Below are 17,902 nucleotides of genomic sequence, written 5' to 3' on the forward strand. Positions count from 1 at the left end.
GATAGTTTAGGGGTAGCCCTACGCAAAAATAGCTCGATGCCAGGGATCATAATTCTACAAAAGCCTCCTCATGATCATTTGAGGAGGCTTTTGTTATTGCAAGAACGTACTGCTAAAACAACAGAAGAACTCATTTTATTTAAAATAAGATAACACCTCTTGCACGAATGTAGTTCTGTGTTAGCATTGGCGCAGCGTTCCGTAGGAACGCTTACCGACGGAGGAGAGAAAGGGTAGCGTTGGCTCTTTGGGGTGCAATGACTGTGGAAATCATGACTAAACCTCAAAAAGTATCAAAACTTATTCTGTAATATAATAATTTGTGTGTTTTTTATTAAGTATAATTTATGCCTTATCGGAGAAAATTTTTAAAAAGAGCAGGATATACAACCCTTTCTGCCTTATTGACTATGGGGTTTTTACAAAAGGATAAGCAAAAAGAAGACCATAGCATGAATTCTGCTATGGCTTATACAGATACAAATGCAAATTCTCCGCTTCGGCAATTAGCTGCCGCCAAAGGAAAGCGTTATGGCACAGCAATTTCTGGTGAATTTTTGCTAACAGAGAAGGATTACGCTGATCTGATTGCTCGTGAATGTTCGATTGCGACACCGAATGGTGAATTAAAATGGAATGCCACTGAACCACAGCCAGGAAAATTTACCTTTGAATCAGCAGATGCGATCGCCGATTTCTGCCGAAAGCATAATATGGAATTGCACGGGCATACCCTTTTCTGGCATATGGGAAAACCAGACTGGGTTCCTTACCCCCCTACTCTTAAGATGATCGAACGCCATGTTACGGGAGTCATGGGGCATTATCGCAATAGCCCCGTTTTAAAGTCTTGGGATATTGCTAATGAAATTATCGCTGATAATGAAAATGAAACTGAGAGCGCTACCTACGGTTTGCGTAAAGGGATAAAACCAGAATTGATTCGAGACTTGTTTTTAATTGCGGCTTCAGTTGATAACAGCAAGAAATTTTACCTAAACGATTTCGGCATCGAAGGCGCTACATGGAAATCAGACCATTTCTTAAAAATGGTCGAATATCTGAAGAATAATGGGGTTAAAATTGACGGGGCAGGTATCCAGTCGCATCTATGGTTTTCTACTGCCTATGGTTTTGACGAGAAAGGATTTAATTCCGTCTTAAAACGGCTTAATGATCTTGAAGTTAAACCAATAATCACAGAATTAGATATTATCATTGATACCCCACTACCCGATAGTATCCAAAAGCTAGACCAGATGGTAGCCGACAGTTACAAGCGATATCTTGACTTGTGCTTTGCGGCTAAAGTTGATACCGTAATTACATGGGGGATTAGCGATCGTCATACCTGGATACGTCATCCCGACTGGATACCAGGAAAAAGCTTTAGGGACAATCCAAATCTGCGGAAATTTTTGCGTCCGCTTCCCTTCGATGAGAACCTGCAACCTAAACCTGCACGCAATGCCATTGCTCAGGCTTTTCAGTAAGCAACTCCTTCATTACCAGTAAAATATACTCCACCCAGACGTAAATAGCGCTTTTAAGGGAGATCCAAAAAATAAAATGCCCAGGCCTATCAGAGATATTGTGGCTACATGACTATATCTTTGGCGCTTTTGCTCTTCGGGCGAAAGCGCCGGCTGGGCATAAATTGCTTGAGAACGGATACGAACTATTAAGCCCACATTCCGCACCCTAACTGTCACAAAGGGGTTTTTACTGATTATTTTCTCCACAATAAGAGTAAAAAAATACTTTACTTGCTCGTATAGTCATACTATTAACCTACCCTAAATAAGATTTTTATTCTCAATAAGAAGCAATAACTATTTACGTTTAATTAATAGATAAAAATTTATGGTTGTTACGCTAATATCTCTATTTTACTTATAAGATATCAATTAAAACTCATTATAATGTGTGACTATGAATTTTAATTAATAGTCTCTATGACAAATAAATTGTTGATACGGTCTGATTAACATTTATAGTAGTAACGACAATTTTCTGGTAGGAAACTCAGAAGATATTTTCTTTCTGAATTCAAATTTGATATTGATATTTCATTCTCAAATTTAACTAAATAGACTTGTCCGCAAATGCTAAATGCTTATGAGGCAAGGTTTTGACGGATTAGATAGAAACTGCGATCGCGTCATGAAAGCCACGATAAAAGTAGGCTTTTGAGACTATAAGTGGCTATTTTATCAAAACTTTCTGCCAAGATAGAAAAAACAAAAATCATTTTTAAGAGCAGCTACCAATTCTTTATGTGAATAAAACTAATCGATTTAGTCGTAATCTAACTAATCCACAAATAGTTTTAATTACTTGACTGTATTTATTCCTGTTCAGACCGAACCTTTCACTGGCAATTCGGAATATCTTGAGCCGGCATATAAGATGTTCAACAGCTATTCTTCTGGAAGATAATTCTTTATTCTGGTTTTTTTGTAATTCAGTGATTTCAGTTTTTTTCGTTTTTTTATGTGGTGTGGTAATTGTTTCTTCTCCCTTGTAAGCTTTATCACCTAAAAATTTCTGTCTGGGTGAAAATTTATGATGAGTTTCTCTAAACAAGTTTATATCGCTAGTTTTACCTAGTTTTCCAATTGTGACATCTACGATATCTTCGCCATTAGGCAAGACAATAATTTGGTTTTTTAGTGTGTGCATCTTTTTCTTGCCTGAATAGTATTTTTTCTGATCTTCATAGTCTGAAGGTCTCTCTATAGCTTGCTCTGCACTATCTACAATCAATTCATAATCTAGTAAGATTTGACGCAGTTTTTGATACTTATCTTCATCTCCTTGCACTTCTTCCATTTGCGATGCTGGTAGTATTTCTCTCAAAATTTTTATCCAATAGTTAAACGCATCATTTGCTTTCGTTTTAGAGACATCAAACAGTAACCCTAATATCTCAAAAATTGGCTTTTGTCTGAGATATACTAAACACAGACATATTCCTTCTTTTGACGACATTTCTGGTTTCCGTCCACCGCCCTTAGCGATAATACGGATCTTATTTTTTTCGATTTCAGCTTGTTTCTCCTTATGTTTTTCTTCCGCTAAACTTACTAATGCTAAAAAGTGTTCGTAATTTATTCCTATTAGTCGTTTTGCTTCCTGTGGATGCGACTCTATTCTCACTAAAGGGCAAGGCAATGCTAAATGTCTATTATTTCTAGTTTTTTCTGATTATTTCATTATTTTTGTATTAAGGATAGGTCTAATGTATGGATTGAAAACATTGAAATATCCATCGCATAGTCGGGTTATTTACAGATTTACCAAGCTGATTTTTTTTTAATAGTAGATTCAGACGCTGATAAGGCTTTTCTTATTTGTCTTTGAGGGGGCGACATGAAAGCTAAAACGTAGATAAAATAAGCTCCATAGCCCTCATACCTCGTAAATAATACTCAATCTTATTGCGGTTTAATCTCATTAATTTTTGAACAATACACCAACAATTATCTATGAAACTTACCCAGGTTTGACTATAGAAACCGACATAAAAACTGCTATGTCTCCTGGTCACTCGTCCATATTCTTTTACTCTACCAATATATTTTTGTACACCAATACGCTTAATTTGTTGCCCTTGAAAGGTGGACATACTATAAGCAAAAGATATTATTAAAATCATCGATATCAAGCGTTCACCGGAAACATTTGTATCTGACGGGGTGACAAAGAGGCTAGAGCGCTGATTGAATAAGGGTCATAGCACGTAGACCCCGATGAAAATAGGGTAGTTTACCGGGCTTGAGACGCACAAGTGCGATCGCCAAATCTGACCAAAACTCCATAGCACCTACCCATAAACACCCATATAATCCAACCCAAAAAGCACTATGTCGGCGTGCATAACGCTTTAATTCTTGAAGCCGACCAACATATTGTTGTAGCCCCATTGTTCGGGAGTTGCGACCAGCTAAAACTGCAATTGTGTAGGCGATTGCAATCAATAAAATTAGTGCAATTAATCGTTGTCCAGTTGCGTACGTTGATTCCAAATTATAACCACCAGTTTTACAATCTTTAAACATAGCTTCGATGCCACTTCGCAACTTAAATACTTTAATGGCATCTGCAAGACTATCAAGATTTGTTAGTAAAAACCAGCCAGCAGGCTCAAGCTAACCACGATATTTACGCTTGTAATACCCAGCCAGATTAAACTTAGCAAAACATGGATTGTTTAGTAGCTTCAATTGACGATACAAACAATGAGATACCCGGCTTTAATCCCAAAGATTGTAACCGTTGATATGATTGGTTATCTTGCCGAATATAAGTGCCTTGTTTTTGACGCAACACAAAGGTAATTCCCTTGCTATCTAACCAATTCGCTAGTTTGATGCTATGAAATTCTCTATCGCCTAATATCAGTATTTGATATCCTTTAAATAACCGCAGCAGTGGTCGAATTAACTCTTTCTGCTCACCTAAATTACTACATCCTCTTTTGGGTAACAATAGCCAGTACACAGGTATTGCTCTTTTTTGTTCAATTAGGCTGATTACAAATACGTTTTCTGACCGCCATTGGGTTCTATCAATGGCGAATATCAGTTTTTTATGTCCACGCATATGGCTGTTTCTTACCCATCTTTTTATTAGGGGAAACCACAGGTATTGAATTGATAATTGGGGGATTAATAAAAATCTTTGTATACTCCTTCGTCTACTCTCAAATTTTATTGGTTGTGGAAATATAGATGAGAGCTTTTCTATCGTTACAGTTTTATGAAACTGTAACAGCATCACTAAGATTTCTAGCATCTTGTACTGCGTAGGTGTCAGTACATTTTGAGCGCAGTTTTGGTAGAATTTAGGTAACATTATCATTTGATAAGTCTTGTTGAGAATACCTGGCCTATCTTTTTTTACCCCAAAACGGTCACACTCTTCTACTGTCTTTGCTTCAGCTGCTTTGTCACCCCGTCAGCATTTGTATCTTCTAATTTGTAGCCACCACTTTTAAAGTCTCGAAATATTTCTCGGAGGCGGAGTGTCTCCGACTCCGAGAAATATCAAAACGTTTTTTATAAGCATTGATAGCCGACCTCGTTGAGAACACAATCATCTAGGGGTTCAGGCGGGATACGTGCAAAATGGGACACGATGCAAATTTTTGTTAACATCCTTGCAATAATGCAGACTTTGTGGCTATTATTTTACCAAAACTGACTCTGTTGATGCAGAGTATATTGCATACTCCTCTTACGTTTAGCGTCCTAACTCATCTGGCTATTGCTATACAATGGGGGGTTTTAAAAATTTGCTTCTATCTCTATCAGACATCCCAATAAGGTAACAAAAGTTCTCTGTATAAATTATGATATGGATTTTTTATAAAACCCCTAACTATATCACAAAATAATTATGCAAGAGGTATAATGATTAAGCCTTGGTAGAGCATTTCATAAATTCGTGACAGATGAGCGACCTACTGGTAAGGCTTGAAGAGATTCGATAACGCTACAAACTTGTTAAATCTTTTACTTATTATTTTTTTTTGTTGACTTGAGATACTCCAAATTTCTCGTAAAAATAATGTGCCAACAAACCAAGGCTCAAGTAAGTAACGTCTCCAAAGTCTTTTAGGTTCACACAACAAGCGATACAACCATTCCAAGCCCACCCTTCCCATCCAGCGAGGAGGAGTGGGTATTGCTCCTGCTACATAGTCCATGCAGGCTCCACTAGTCAAAATAGTGTTGGTGTGAATATGTTCAAGATTTTCGGAAATCCAATACTCTTGGCGTGGCATACCCATCCCCACCATTAATACATGGGGTTTGTAAGCATTAATTGCAGCCAGAGTAGCGAGATTTTCTAGACTATCTTTATCCATATCAATATAGCCATGAGCGCAAGCAATCTGTAAACCAGGAAATCTCTGGCGCAAAATACTTGCTCCTTGTTCAGCAACTCCTGGCTTTGAACCTAAATAAAATACACGCCAGCCTTTATTAGCTGCTTCCGCCATCAGAGGCCATATCCAGTCAGCATAGGTTACTCTTTGTTCTCGTTTCATTGGAAAACCCAACAGCTTTCCAAAAAACACTAAAGGCATACTATCAATATGGGTATACTGTGCCTTGGCATAAAAAGATTGCATTTTTGGAGCATTATGGAAGAGATAAAGACTATGCAAGTTGTGATTAGCAATAATCCATTTCTCATTCTTAGCAATAGATTCTTCAATCAATAAATTTAAGTCGAGGATAGAGAGTGCGTCCACTTGAGCACCAAGGAGTTTATAAGAAAATCGCTTTTTCATCTCTTGTTTTTCTTTTGAAAGCATGATAGTTTATCTCACAGCAAAAGTGAGTGTTTTAAAATTAATTTTGAGCAGTATTTCAATACTTGAATATTGAAATATTTAAAAAAGCTAAGTAATTCTTAGTTATAATATTATAAAAAAATAAATATAACTAAGAATTACTTACTTTCATTCAGGAGGATTTTCGTGATATTCTGTGCTCTTGCATTCCAGGAATATTTTTGTGTAATTAAGGTATATGCTGTATCTACAAGTGATTGATACTTTTCAAGATTGGAAGCTGCATCTAGGACTGTGTTAGCGACTTCTTCGCTAGAGTATCCTGTGACTAAAAGATGTTCTAAATGGCGAAATTCTTCTAAACCTCGCAAGCCTTCTGGTGTTGATACAACTAACTTTCTACTAGCGAAATAATCTAATGCTTTATTGCGAGCGCCACCTGCTACGGCTTGTTTTGAGAATGGCAGCAAAGCAATATCTGCATATTTAAGATGGGCAACAAAATCTTCTCTCTTCGGTAAAAAGCCTAAAAAAGAAATATTAGAGGGTATTGGTTCTGAAATATCACTACTATCCCTACCAATGACAACAAAATGTACTTTCTGCTGATGACTTTCAAGATATTTAGCGACCTCAATAGTCATTGACACAGACATATCATTAGTTGGAAATTGAAATGTTTTTGGAGCAATAAGAACCACTATTTTCGCGGGTTTTAATGCTTGATAGGGGTCTTTATCGGGAAAATATTTTGTATTGAGTAAGTCTTCAGTCACTCCGTTACCGATACAATAAATCTGCTGTGGAGTTTTACCATAACACTGGGAAATCAGTTTAGGAATTGATTCACCTGCTGCAATAATTGGACTGCCAGAGAATATCAAAATTCCCTGAGCAATATATGTCTTAATACATTGTGCTAACTCTTTAAAAGGATTGTCAACTGAAAACAAACGCATCCAGTATTCATATGCCGAAAATGTATGAAAATCTAATACAAGAGAGGAACTACTGTGTTTTCTAAACTTCAGTGAAATTAAAGCAGCCAATCCAGGTAGTGTTTCTTGAGCATACACGATATCTGGACAAAACTCGTCAATGCACTTTTCTATAGTTTGAATATATGACTTTAAGCTTCTTGAGCCAATCGAAACAGAAGGTGCATAATTAACAGATGAACAATCTAATCCTAACTGAAAAACATCAAAATATTCAGTAAGATATTGTCCTAAATAAAAAGGTCTAGTAAATGCACCAAATGGTTGACTAGAGTCGAGTGTTGAGACAATTAGTAAGCGTTTACCCATAAAAAAAATGATTGCTGATTATTTCAAAATTTAAAAAAATTTATTTTTAAAACTGCATTAGCCAACTGATTGAGATGGTTATAAATTCTCAAAATATTATTGGCTAATGACTTTGGTGCAAGTATCAAACTTATGAGTTAACTTAATTGATGTCCTCAGAAAATGTGGGTGAAATTGCCAAATTCTTGTAACCAATAATTGCTCTGATATAGGGTAAGAACCAGTAAAGTATCCAGAATGGCCCAGAGTGTCTGCTACAAAAGATAGTCCAGGATTTCAATGGAAATCCTTTAATTTGCAGCACCTTTTTCAAGCGTTCTAATATATTTAAATTGGTATCAACCCAACTATTGCGGGTAGAATTTTTAGTACAAGTACCAACATATCCAGGCGCTACCCATATTTGACAACCCAATTTACGCGCTCTGAGGGCATAATCTAAATCTCCTAAACTGTGAACAAAAGCTATATCAATATTGCCAACTTTTGCGGCAACAGTTTTAGGAATTAGCACGCAGTTACCATACATAGCATCGCATTTTTGGATAATGGAACTTGGTTCTAAAAATTCAAACTTGTTAGAATACCACTTTTTAGATTTTACTGCTCCTCCATAAGTTGCTCTTCCTGTCATTGGGTCTTTAGTTGAACCAACTACAATTGAGTCTGGATAACCTTGTTCAGTCAAATTTTGATGAGTCTGCAATAATTTACTCACAGCATTGGCTTCCAGAAATGTGTCATCATTCAACCACAGATAATAATCATATTGATGTTTTATCGCCTCACCAAAGGCGAGATGCATTCCTCCTACCCAAAATAAATTGCCATTACCCTGAAGAATTTGTACCTTTGGATATTCTGCTTTGACAGCCTCTGTCGTCCCATCAGAGCTACCATCATCAGTTAAATAAACATCACAATCATTTTTTTGCTGATATAAAGCATGTAGACATGCAAGAGTTGTGTAATGCCTGTTATGGCAGGTCATAATTACGGCTAGGTTTGCTTGCTTCATTTCATTTTCCTCATATAATATCTCTGAATGAAAATAATAAAGTTATACGTCATTTTTAGAAATTTACCTTCATATCCGAACATCAAATTTCTCACTTCCATATAATTTTAGATAAGCTTAAAATTTAGCCATCTTTTCTATCCAGCCACTCAAGTTAATATCTAAATTAAAGTTACTTAGTTTTTGCTCCATTCTTCTGACTACCAACATATTTCGATGCAAAACTGATACGCGAGGCATATTAAGTCTGACAACCTCTTGACATAACCATCGATATTTATCTGAATTGATATTGATTTTTTTCAATCTTTTGATTTGTGCATTCCAATCGTTATAGAAGAATAAGTTGAAATAATGAATGGATATAACATCATCCCAATGTTTAATTTGTAGTTCTGTTGATAACCGGTTATGTAAAGGTAATGGATAACTATAATTAGGAGGAAGATGTTCGACGTGTTCTTCCAAGGCACATAAAGTTACCGACAAAACAGACTGCTCAACAAAATAAATACCCTGGGGAGGAGTAATATCCAGCCGCATTACTTTTTCAAAATTCTCTTTCCAAGTTGTAAATATACCTGCACTCCTTCTCACAGCAACCAAACCAGAATTCCAGTAGGCTCTGATTCTTTTATTACCAATTGGTGTGTCAACAAATACCTCACGCTTTACCCCCAGGACTTCATATAGTTTTTGCCAATACCATTCTTGAGGGTCTCGCAGTCCTGTAGAACCAATTCCTTGACCATACTCAGGACGTATGCGAACGTTACAATTTACTGACAATAAAAATTCTTTTGGTTCAGAAAAAAAGCATTTGTCACTGTCTAAAAAAACTAATATTTCTGCATCAATATTTTGTTCTGCATAGGCACAAACCAAGGGTTTATTCGCTAAATAATATTCATGAAATTCTCGATTTATAGGAACTTGTTGATGAGTCACCTGCAACGCTTCAAACGCTTGTTGGGTTTGCTTTGATATCGGTTCACCTACTCTAGGATGAAAACTATATATAGGTGTATTTTTCAATTCGCCGCAGAACTTACGAATACTTTCTGCAAGCATCAAAGATTGACCTTCTAAACGACCAGGTTCTGTACAAATTATAAAAGCTATAGGTATTGACATATTATGAAGTATTTGTTTAGTAAGTTAATTACTTAATGAAGATTTCTTTGCGTTCATCAATATTTCCTGAAACAAAGCTGAATAACGACGTGCTTGAAGTTCCAGAGTGAATTCTTGTTCGGCTTTCTGGCGAGCATAGAATGACAGCTTTTGCAGCCTCTGTTCATTTTCAAGTATCCAGGTAATTCCTTTGGCAAAATCCTCAACTTCATAAGGTTTAGCCAAATAGCCGTTCTGCTGATGATCAACAATATCTTTTAAGCCAGTAGAATTAAATGCAACAACTGGAGTACCACAAGCGAGTGATTCAGAAGCTGTCTGTCCAAAAGATTCTTGAAGAGACGGTACAAGCATCACATCAGCTGCTGAGTAAACAGTTGCTAAAGATATATCATCGTGTAAATGTCCCAAATAGTGTGTTTTTAAGCCCAAATCAGGTGGATTTTCGGGTTGAGATGCACCGAAAATAACGACCTCAATCTTATCTTTCCAACCAGATTTGCTTAATTCTTGTAGTGCTGGTTGCAGGTAATGAAAACCTTTTCTACAGTCATTGGTTGCATCTAGCGCTCCAAATAGAATGAGTTGTTTATCTAGAGGTAAATTCAGTAGTTCTCGCGCTAAACTTTGATGAACAGGTTTATACTTTTGAGTATCCAGCCCATTCGGAATTACTTCAATTCGCAAATTCTTAAACAGAGAACTAGATTTAGCGCATTCGGCTAACCAAGAACCTGGCGAAACAATTGTCAGATTTAAATTTTTCAAAGCTTTGGCTTTACGCTGCCATACCCAATGGGATAAATCCCAATCCTTTTTGCTATTCAGTTGAGGACAGGCTCCACACGAGATTTGGTAGCGATCGCAATCTCCAGCATAGCTGCATCCTCCAGTAAATGCCCACATATCATGAATTGTCCAGACCAAAGGGCGCTTTAGTTTAGCAAGAGTTTCTATTTGCATAAAAGCTGCGCTAATCCAATGCAAATTGATTATGTCTGGATTAATCCGAGCAACTTGAGAAATAACTCTATCTGGCAACCATTGAATAAAAAATGGAGTATTTTGGTTTTGAGAATAAAGCTTTAAAGGTAAAGTTTCAAATGTCAACTTTGCCTTAGCGATGCCTTGAAATAATCTGAGCTTAGGTGCAATTACTGTTTTGTCATCAGTAGATTTTTCTTGCACCAGCATTTGTGATTGTAAGTCAATATTTTGCAAACCTTTGTGCAAGCGATATGCAGCACGAGCGGCACCACCAGCTACATCCTGAGTGCTAAGAAGCAAGACGTTCATATTAGTACTCGTTAAATTGAAAAAAATATACTTGATAATACTGATTCTCTATCGCAGAGAATCAGTATTAGTTGGTTGGCTTGATGCCCTCACAATATAACGAGCCTGGTAGATATACTGTTCCATCAGCATTAATATCTAAGACTTCATCACTAAAGTTTGGAATATCACTTGTATGGGCATCCAAAAATTTAATATCCGAAAAACCAACTCTTTCAAAGAGCGTTTTCATACTATAGCTATCATACATCCACTTATGTTTTTCACCAAGGGATGTTTCATCTATCAGAGACTTACGGAGATACCGTGGTATTAACTTCTTTACCATGTCAATATAGAGGTATTTAAATTTGTTTCTGAGTTTATTTTGATTGATACTAAATACCTTTTGTAATAAAGAAGTAGTATTATTTGCTATCTCTTCTTTGATTCTAACACCTGTTCTTGCTTCTACATAGCTTATGGATGATTCATCATTGTTTTCAAGCACTTGTCGCCAAGAAGTTTTCATCAAGCCACCATGTTCTGTTCTGACCAATTGGTCGATTAACTCAATAATAATCCATTCATATTGTTTCCTTGCTTCCTCATTTTCAATACTGTCGATAATTCTTAAATATTCCCGGCATGTTCGCTCTAAGTCAGGAACAACGATCCGTAAAATGCCTTGAGGTTTTAGAACTCTATAACATTCTTTCACCAGCATTTCTCCAGTGTCCTTAGAGAAATGCTCTAAGACATGACTGCTATAAATGATATCAAAATAATCTTTAGGGTATGGAAGTGGTTGCAGTAAGTTATGGGCAATTACTTCAGGATGCTCAGAATTAAAATCTATATTGACCCATCCAGAACAAAATCTGTGTCCACATCCAAAATTTAACTTTTTCATGCTTTTTCTCCTTTCAATTATGCAAGTATGTAAACTATTTACCTATTTATATATTGGTGTCCGCTGATAACTAAGAGTTAGAGATAGAGAGGTTGTGACATACATCAACCAATTCCAACTGGGAGTTAATAATCTTGCTTCTGAGAAATTCACTATGACGATGAGAACTAGCATCTGCATTGGCCAATAATCTTCCGGTTTTTCTGCCACTGAAACAATTCGAGTCAGTGCCATTACGAAAAACCGGGTAAATCCTGCTGCAAAAGTCAAGAAACCTAAGAATCCTAATTCTAATAATAGTTCTAAAAAACCATTGTGAGCATTACTTGCCCAATCATAAGTGGCTCTCAAATTAGATGCAGCATTACTAGTCCAAAATCCCGAATATCCATAACCTAGCCAAGGTCTTTCCAAAACCTTAGGCATCACTAGCTCCCAGAGGTCAGAGCGTCCATTTAAGGTAAGGTCTTTACCAGAACTACCAACTACACTTTCGGCATTATTGATCAGTAACATTGAAAAAATAATCAGTAACATTAAAGCTGAAGTAATCATAATAACTTGTAATTTATAATTAGTTTTTTTAAAGGATTGGTAGAAAGGCAAAAGTAATATCATTGTCAATAGTATTGCCAAAGATGTTGTTGAGCGTGAGAGGATAATTAAACATATAGATAACCCACATAGTGCCCACATCAACCAGCGATATCGATAGCTACTAAGAGCAAGATGTAAAAAAACTCCTGCACTCCAATTCATCATGTAACCTAATTCATTTTTATGACCATAAATTCCGCTCCACATATCTAATAATTCAGGTGATTTGTGAATATAACCTGGTATGAATGCAGAGAATATCATAGATAATAATGCAGCAGCACCAAGCGCCCAAGCTATTAACCTCATTTGTTCCCTAAGGGGATAACGCATTGCCAAATAGATTGCAATAAAATATATTCGGATTAGACCTTTTATATCTTTTAGAGTAGAACTTAGGTCTTCTGACCACAATATAGAAAATATAACTATTGCTAGTAAAAAAAACTGTAATGGACTTTTGGCAATTACATAAATAAAACCTTTCCAGTATGAGATTAGGAAATAAAATAAGATTAAATATGAAACTATATTGAACAAAGTATCTACCTTATCGCCTCCAAGGGTAGACATGGAAACTTCTTGTGCAGGGTGTATTGTTAATGCCCCTACAGCAATGAGTAATAGCAATATAGTTAATATTTTTTCTGTTAATTTCACCTTAATTTCTGACATTTAATTTATCTCTTAATTTACTACAACATTCATCACTACTATTTTTTTATACTTGAGTAATTCAATCTTTTCTTCACTTCCTCTTTAAAAATATCCAATGCAGTTGCTTTATAGACTGTTTTCTGCGTAAAATTATCTGCCTCTATATTCCTTACAATAAACGGTGGATGTTTTAAGGGAAACTCCATTGCTTGCATCGACATATTAATGAACGAAAATTCTTGGCTGGAAGTGAAATGAGTTGCGTCTGCACCAACACCAACATTAGAGATTAAATTGACATTGGGAATAATGCTTAAGCTACCCTGTATCCAGCAAGCAAATGTCCATTGGTAATCCCAAGTTATACCTGTAGGATTGTTATAAACAGACTGAAATATTCGTTGCCAATAATTTACTGCTTTTGGGTATATAAGAATGTCATGTAAAAGGTTTTCTGCTTGCACCTCTTTCCAGAGTTTGATGGTCAAATCATAATGTTGCCAAGCACGTCTCCAACTTGCCCAACCCCAGCAGTGGTTGTAGCGAGAAAAATAGTAACTGTAATTTGTGCGTTCTCGTCCGAATTGAATATTTTGAGCAGAGATTGTGGAGATTCTGGTATCGTTTCTATATTTTTCTAGCAGTTCTTCAGCAAATCTGAAAAATGTTGAGTGGGGGATACAATCATCTTCTAAAATAATTGTCTCTTCAACATTATTAAATACCCAATCTAAACCACTAGATACTCGTTTTGCACAACCTAAGTTGATATCAGAATAATTCTTAATAACTTCGCAGTCCCAATCAACTCTTTCAATAATTGCCCGGGCTGCTTCACACTTTTCCGCCTCACCTTCGCGGTCAGTGCGGGGACCATCTGCAATTACAAAAAGTTTTGTTGGCTTGGCTTGGCGAATAACTTCAAAAACTTTCTCTGTTGTTTGTGGGCGCTTGAAAATAATAAAAGTTACTGGTGTTTGCATCTTTGATTAATTTAGGTAATGTTCTTGATATGGAAAGGTTAGATAAGAACGATCAATATTTGTAAAAAGGAAGAAGCGATCGCACCTGAATCTTAAATATTTTTTGTGTTCTTGGATCAAATGCGTTAGAGAGAAAAGCAGCAGCAGCTTGAGATATTATTGTTGCGATCGCAGCCCCAAGTCCTGCATATTTAGGAATAAGCAATAAATTGAGAATAATGTTTAGTATCGCCCCAAATAAAGTCTTACCTAAAGAAACGTGGTTTAAACCTTCAGCAATAAACCAAGGTGATGTTGCAAGACCCATAAATACAAATAAGGAAGTCCAAATATGAACTGCTAATATTGTTCCTGCTTCTGCATATCCACTTCCAAACATCACCATAATTATCTTGTCAGACAGGAATGTCAGTGGAAGAGCAATTGCAAAAGATATACATGTCATTAGACTGAGTAATTTTCCTATTCGCTGATAGTAAAGACTTTCTGATTTTTCCTTAGCTGCGTAAATTGAAGGAGCGACAGAAGAAACAATAGCCCCCGGAATAAAATACCAAATTTCAGAAACACGGACAGCAGCAGAATAAATTCCAACCTCACTATTTCCGATCATTTGACCTAACATCACCTGATCTATTCTCATATAAATCAGGATAGCGAACCCCGAAAAAATTAGAGGCAAACTCTCTTTCAGAAGAGTTTTAGCAGCAGGGAAACTCCAACGCCATAACCACAATGAAGACCCTTTGACTTGGTAAATAATCAGCAAGCCAATTGCACTCATCGCAAATTCTGCTAATGTTACCCAAGCAAAAGCTATCAATGGTGCTTTTGTTAAAATTAGTGCGATTTTGATGACACTATTTAGTAGAAACGCTGTGTTTTTAGCGATCACAGCGTATTTTGACTGCACCTGTGATTGAAACCAAACTTCAATAGTATCAGTCGCCCTAAAAATTCCTGCCATTCCTAAAATTGCCACTAGCCATATCTTCAGTGTTTCATGCTCACCTAAGAAAAACATAGTACTAACTGCCAATAAGACAGAAGCAATTCCACCCAGCAATTTTAGCCAAAAAGTGGTTCCTAAAATTTCCTCTTTGTTTGATGATTGACGGACAATATGGCGAACTACTACGTCGTCCAGTCCTAGAGTGAAAATGGGGCTAAATAAGCTAACAAAAGCTAAAGCATAGTTAAAGAGACCATACTGCTGTACTCCTAAGTAGCGTGCTACCCATACTCCTACGACCAAGCTTGCACCCATACGTAGAATGCGGTCAGCAAACAACCAACCTGTATTGGCAATAATTGCACGCAGCCCAGAACGAGATTTAAATTTTGATAAGTTTTGAATTTTTAATTTATTTAACATTATTTTTATGTTTTTATGAATTAATCATGTGACATTCTCTATCCCTATCAAGCTTTATCGTACAAATTTTTTCCAAGTTACAACATAACGTGGATTTATCCAGTATTTCACATTATTTATCGCAGTTTTTAATTTACCAATCATCAAAGTGTTCAAAAAATAGCTAAATAATAAAACGATGCCCTTTGTTTTCCAAAAAAAATTATGCTCAAACAAAAATATTATTTTTAAATATGAAATAAAATCTTCTACTTTTGGAAATGGTATTGTTTTTAACTCATTAAGAGAAGTGAAAGCTAATAATAACGGTAAACTAAAATTATTTTTTTGCAGAATGTAATTAAATAACGAATTGCGTTTCCAGAATCTCTTGTATTCATAGTTGTTGTCTATATCTAAAAATTTCTTGTTATAATATTGATTACTTTGATGTATTCTATACATGACTAAAGGTTTCGACATATAAAACTTTTTAGCCCCTACCAAAGAAGCTCCCCATACTAGACAGTCATCAGCCCGGACACGCCAATCTTCTATATGTGGAATAGGCAAAATTTTTCTGATTATTTCTTTACGCATTGATAACGTTGAAGTTATAGAGCCAATCCATTCACCAGTGCATAAAGTTTTAATTACCGAATAACCCAAATCTAAATCAACTGTATCAGTTTGAAATATTCCTTCCACTGCCCCAAATTTTTTATAGGCACAAAATATAAAATCACATTCACTCCTCCTACTATAAAAATTTAGGGCAGTTTCTAAATATTCTGGTTCATAGATATCATCGGCATCTAAGAAAAATATAATATCTCCAGTTGCAGCTAAAAAGCCTTCATTAAAAGATGATAATTGTCCTTCATTTTTTTCTTTTAAAATACACTTAACATTAGTTTTTTGGGTAAATTTAGCGATGATTGCCATAGAATTATCCGTGGATGCGTCATCAACAATAATAATTTCATCAAATTGAACTGTTTGATTTAAAGCGCTTTGAATTGCTTCTGACAGAAAGCCAGCATAATTGTAATTATTAATCAAACAAGATGTTTTAATTTTTGTTATATTCATATAAAACTCGGTCTATACTTTATTTGAAGATGGCTTTTAAAACCAAGGTAAGCTCGTCTATCGGGACATTTATATCATCATGAATTAAATGCGGATCAAAATAATCAACAGGTTTTTTGCCATCACCAATCAGGTAAAAATACTCTAATCCAATTTGGTTAGCAATTGCCCAAAAGCATACATTGACATAGTTGGGAGAAAATATTTCTAATACTTTAGCTCCATGATTGCACCAGATCAGGTTACTTAATCCAGCTCCATGAGGAGCAACAATAACTTCCGCATTCGACAAAATATCTATTTGCATAGCAAAACTATATTCTTCAAGGTAAACTGCTGTGAATCCATAATTTGACAAGCATTTAACTACATTTTCCTCATTCTTAACTCTTCTATATTCAGCCTTGGCTCTACTTATATATAGTCTGCTAGGCGTGTTAATATCTGCTTTATTTTTCAGAAAATTTTCTCGCAAAAACTTGCATACCCAAGCTGGAGGATCACCAATACTACCAGGAAGAGAAGGAATAACAAGAGATGCAGCCTGAATGTGGAAATTTGAATCACAAAATAGCAACTTTTTTGATGAAATTCCCAGAATTTCTAGGGATTCAGGTATTGCAGAAATTCCTCTATTGACAATATATTTATCTATACTATCTAAACCCTTTGGAAGAGTTTTTTTAAGAATTTCTAGTCTTGGTAGAGCATCTAATAACCAATGAAAGTATTTTCCTCCAGCACCAGTTGCTAAGACAGCAACAGTTTCAGATACTTGCTCGCATTTGGGCAGCTTGAAATAAGGAAATACATGATGTTCGCTACTCTCAATACCTGAAACATCGCAAAGTAATCTGTCATCATGTGTAATCACTGTACCCGCGTTACCAATAACTCTACCATTGGCGATAGAAATCACAAATGTTTCAGGGTTAGAGTGAATGTATCTAGCATCAAATTTCCAATGAGTTTCTCCCGATATTGATTTAGGAGAATTTCTCTGGGATACAGATGGTGGAAGAAATTTTGTATAGATTACATCATTCAGATTCTTTGTTTGACATAGCTGCCAATATTCTACAGATGAAGCATAGTAGCCTTTTGGTAAGTTAATGTACTTGGAGAGTAGAGGAAGAGATTGAGCAGCATTAACAAGCCAATTCCTAATTTGGTTTGCAAACAACCAAATTTGCTTTTTATATACATATGATTTGACTATCTTTTTTAAAGCAATCATATCTGTGAAAGATATACAAGTCTTTGAAAGA

The 17,902-nt window shown here is 35.8% G+C and carries 15 protein-coding genes and 1 pseudogene; 1 reads left to right on the forward strand and 15 read right to left on the reverse strand.

Translation table 11 applies throughout. The features are described from left to right. Window positions 1-452 precede the first annotated feature (452 nt). Window positions 453-1,493, forward strand: coding sequence for an endo-1,4-beta-xylanase (locus HWQ41_RS25065; protein WP_292769063.1), 1,041 nt, complete (start codon window positions 453-455; stop codon window positions 1,491-1,493). 781 nt (window positions 1,494-2,274) lie between these two features. Here the strand turns inward: HWQ41_RS25065 and HWQ41_RS25070 are convergent. The 15 genes and pseudogenes from HWQ41_RS25070 to HWQ41_RS25140 all read right to left on the reverse strand — a co-directional run bounded on the left by HWQ41_RS25070 (window position 2,275) and on the right by HWQ41_RS25140 (window position 17,871). After that, window positions 2,275-3,174, reverse strand: coding sequence for a transposase family protein (locus tag HWQ41_RS25070; RefSeq protein WP_292769065.1), 900 nt, complete (start codon window positions 3,172-3,174; stop codon window positions 2,275-2,277). A 205-nt stretch (window positions 3,175-3,379) separates the two neighbouring features. Beyond that, window positions 3,380-3,691, reverse strand: a pseudogene (locus HWQ41_RS25075) (IS4 family transposase); the annotation flags it as partial. Between the two features lie 19 nt (window positions 3,692-3,710). Further along, on the reverse strand, window positions 3,711-4,028 hold the full coding sequence (locus tag HWQ41_RS25080; protein ID WP_292769067.1) for a hypothetical protein: 318 nt from the start codon (window positions 4,026-4,028) through the stop codon (window positions 3,711-3,713). Between the two features lie 166 nt (window positions 4,029-4,194). Then, on the reverse strand, window positions 4,195-4,605 hold the full coding sequence (locus tag HWQ41_RS25085; protein ID WP_292769069.1) for a transposase: 411 nt from the start codon (window positions 4,603-4,605) through the stop codon (window positions 4,195-4,197). An 859-nt stretch (window positions 4,606-5,464) separates the two neighbouring features. Further along, entirely contained in the window at window positions 5,465-6,301 is an 837-nt protein-coding gene (locus HWQ41_RS25090) for a WecB/TagA/CpsF family glycosyltransferase (protein ID WP_292769185.1), read from the reverse strand. 161 nt (window positions 6,302-6,462) lie between these two features. After that, window positions 6,463-7,611 (reverse strand): glycosyltransferase family 4 protein, encoded by a 1,149-nt coding sequence (locus tag HWQ41_RS25095; protein WP_292769072.1) that lies wholly within the window; start codon window positions 7,609-7,611, stop codon window positions 6,463-6,465. A 142-nt stretch (window positions 7,612-7,753) separates the two neighbouring features. Further along, window positions 7,754-8,629: a glycosyltransferase family 2 protein gene (locus HWQ41_RS25100; RefSeq protein ID WP_292769075.1), complete on the reverse strand. Its 876-nt coding sequence runs from the start codon at window positions 8,627-8,629 to the stop codon at window positions 7,754-7,756. 117 nt (window positions 8,630-8,746) lie between these two features. Further along, the gene (locus HWQ41_RS25105; protein WP_292769078.1) at window positions 8,747-9,763 is read right to left on the reverse strand and encodes a hypothetical protein; all 1,017 of its coding nucleotides are present in this window, start codon (window positions 9,761-9,763) and stop codon (window positions 8,747-8,749) included. A 24-nt stretch (window positions 9,764-9,787) separates the two neighbouring features. Next, on the reverse strand, window positions 9,788-11,059 hold the full coding sequence (locus HWQ41_RS25110; RefSeq protein ID WP_292769081.1) for a glycosyltransferase family 4 protein: 1,272 nt from the start codon (window positions 11,057-11,059) through the stop codon (window positions 9,788-9,790). Between the two features lie 67 nt (window positions 11,060-11,126). Further along, a complete protein-coding gene (locus HWQ41_RS25115) occupies window positions 11,127-11,951 on the reverse strand; it encodes a methyltransferase domain-containing protein (RefSeq protein ID WP_292769084.1) in 825 nt (274 codons plus the stop codon). Window positions 11,952-11,993: 42 nt separating this feature from the next. Beyond that, complete coding sequence (locus HWQ41_RS25120; protein WP_292769087.1) at window positions 11,994-13,223, reverse strand: O-antigen ligase family protein; 1,230 nt, start codon at window positions 13,221-13,223, stop codon at window positions 11,994-11,996. Window positions 13,224-13,261: 38 nt separating this feature from the next. Beyond that, window positions 13,262-14,188, reverse strand: a complete 927-nt coding sequence (locus HWQ41_RS25125; protein WP_292769089.1) for a glycosyltransferase family 2 protein — start codon at window positions 14,186-14,188, stop codon at window positions 13,262-13,264. Window positions 14,189-14,240: 52 nt separating this feature from the next. Next, window positions 14,241-15,563, reverse strand: a complete 1,323-nt coding sequence (locus HWQ41_RS25130) for a flippase (protein WP_292769091.1) — start codon at window positions 15,561-15,563, stop codon at window positions 14,241-14,243. 54 nt (window positions 15,564-15,617) lie between these two features. After that, on the reverse strand, window positions 15,618-16,634 hold the full coding sequence (locus tag HWQ41_RS25135) for a glycosyltransferase family 2 protein (protein WP_292769094.1): 1,017 nt from the start codon (window positions 16,632-16,634) through the stop codon (window positions 15,618-15,620). A gap of 19 nt (window positions 16,635-16,653) precedes the next feature. Beyond that, window positions 16,654-17,871: a glycosyltransferase family 61 protein gene (locus tag HWQ41_RS25140; protein WP_292769097.1), complete on the reverse strand. Its 1,218-nt coding sequence runs from the start codon at window positions 17,869-17,871 to the stop codon at window positions 16,654-16,656. Between the last annotated feature and the right edge of the window lie 31 nt (window positions 17,872-17,902).

Source organism: Nostoc sp. NOS(2021), from assembly GCF_017115025.1.
GTDB lineage: Bacteria > Cyanobacteriota > Cyanobacteriia > Cyanobacteriales > Nostocaceae > Nostoc.

Bases quoted from the DNA above. Each gene is read 5' to 3' on its own strand.
- HWQ41_RS25065 (WP_292769063.1), top strand. From the start codon at position 453: ATGAATTCTGCTATGGCTTATACAGATACAAATGCAAATTCTCCGCTT.
- HWQ41_RS25085 (WP_292769069.1), bottom strand. From the start codon at position 4,605: ATGCGTGGACATAAAAAACTGATATTCGCCATTGATAGAACCCAATGG.
- HWQ41_RS25090 (WP_292769185.1), bottom strand. From the start codon at position 6,301: ATGAAAAAGCGATTTTCTTATAAACTCCTTGGTGCTCAAGTGGACGCA.
- HWQ41_RS25095 (WP_292769072.1), bottom strand. From the start codon at position 7,611: ATGGGTAAACGCTTACTAATTGTCTCAACACTCGACTCTAGTCAACCA.
- HWQ41_RS25100 (WP_292769075.1), bottom strand. From the start codon at position 8,629: ATGAAGCAAGCAAACCTAGCCGTAATTATGACCTGCCATAACAGGCAT.
- HWQ41_RS25105 (WP_292769078.1), bottom strand. From the start codon at position 9,763: ATGTCAATACCTATAGCTTTTATAATTTGTACAGAACCTGGTCGTTTA.
- HWQ41_RS25110 (WP_292769081.1), bottom strand. From the start codon at position 11,059: ATGAACGTCTTGCTTCTTAGCACTCAGGATGTAGCTGGTGGTGCCGCT.
- HWQ41_RS25115 (WP_292769084.1), bottom strand. From the start codon at position 11,951: ATGAAAAAGTTAAATTTTGGATGTGGACACAGATTTTGTTCTGGATGG.
- HWQ41_RS25120 (WP_292769087.1), bottom strand. From the start codon at position 13,223: ATGTCAGAAATTAAGGTGAAATTAACAGAAAAAATATTAACTATATTG.
- HWQ41_RS25125 (WP_292769089.1), bottom strand. From the start codon at position 14,188: ATGCAAACACCAGTAACTTTTATTATTTTCAAGCGCCCACAAACAACA.
- HWQ41_RS25130 (WP_292769091.1), bottom strand. From the start codon at position 15,563: ATGTTAAATAAATTAAAAATTCAAAACTTATCAAAATTTAAATCTCGT.
- HWQ41_RS25135 (WP_292769094.1), bottom strand. From the start codon at position 16,634: ATGAATATAACAAAAATTAAAACATCTTGTTTGATTAATAATTACAAT.
- HWQ41_RS25140 (WP_292769097.1), bottom strand. From the start codon at position 17,871: ATGATTGCTTTAAAAAAGATAGTCAAATCATATGTATATAAAAAGCAA.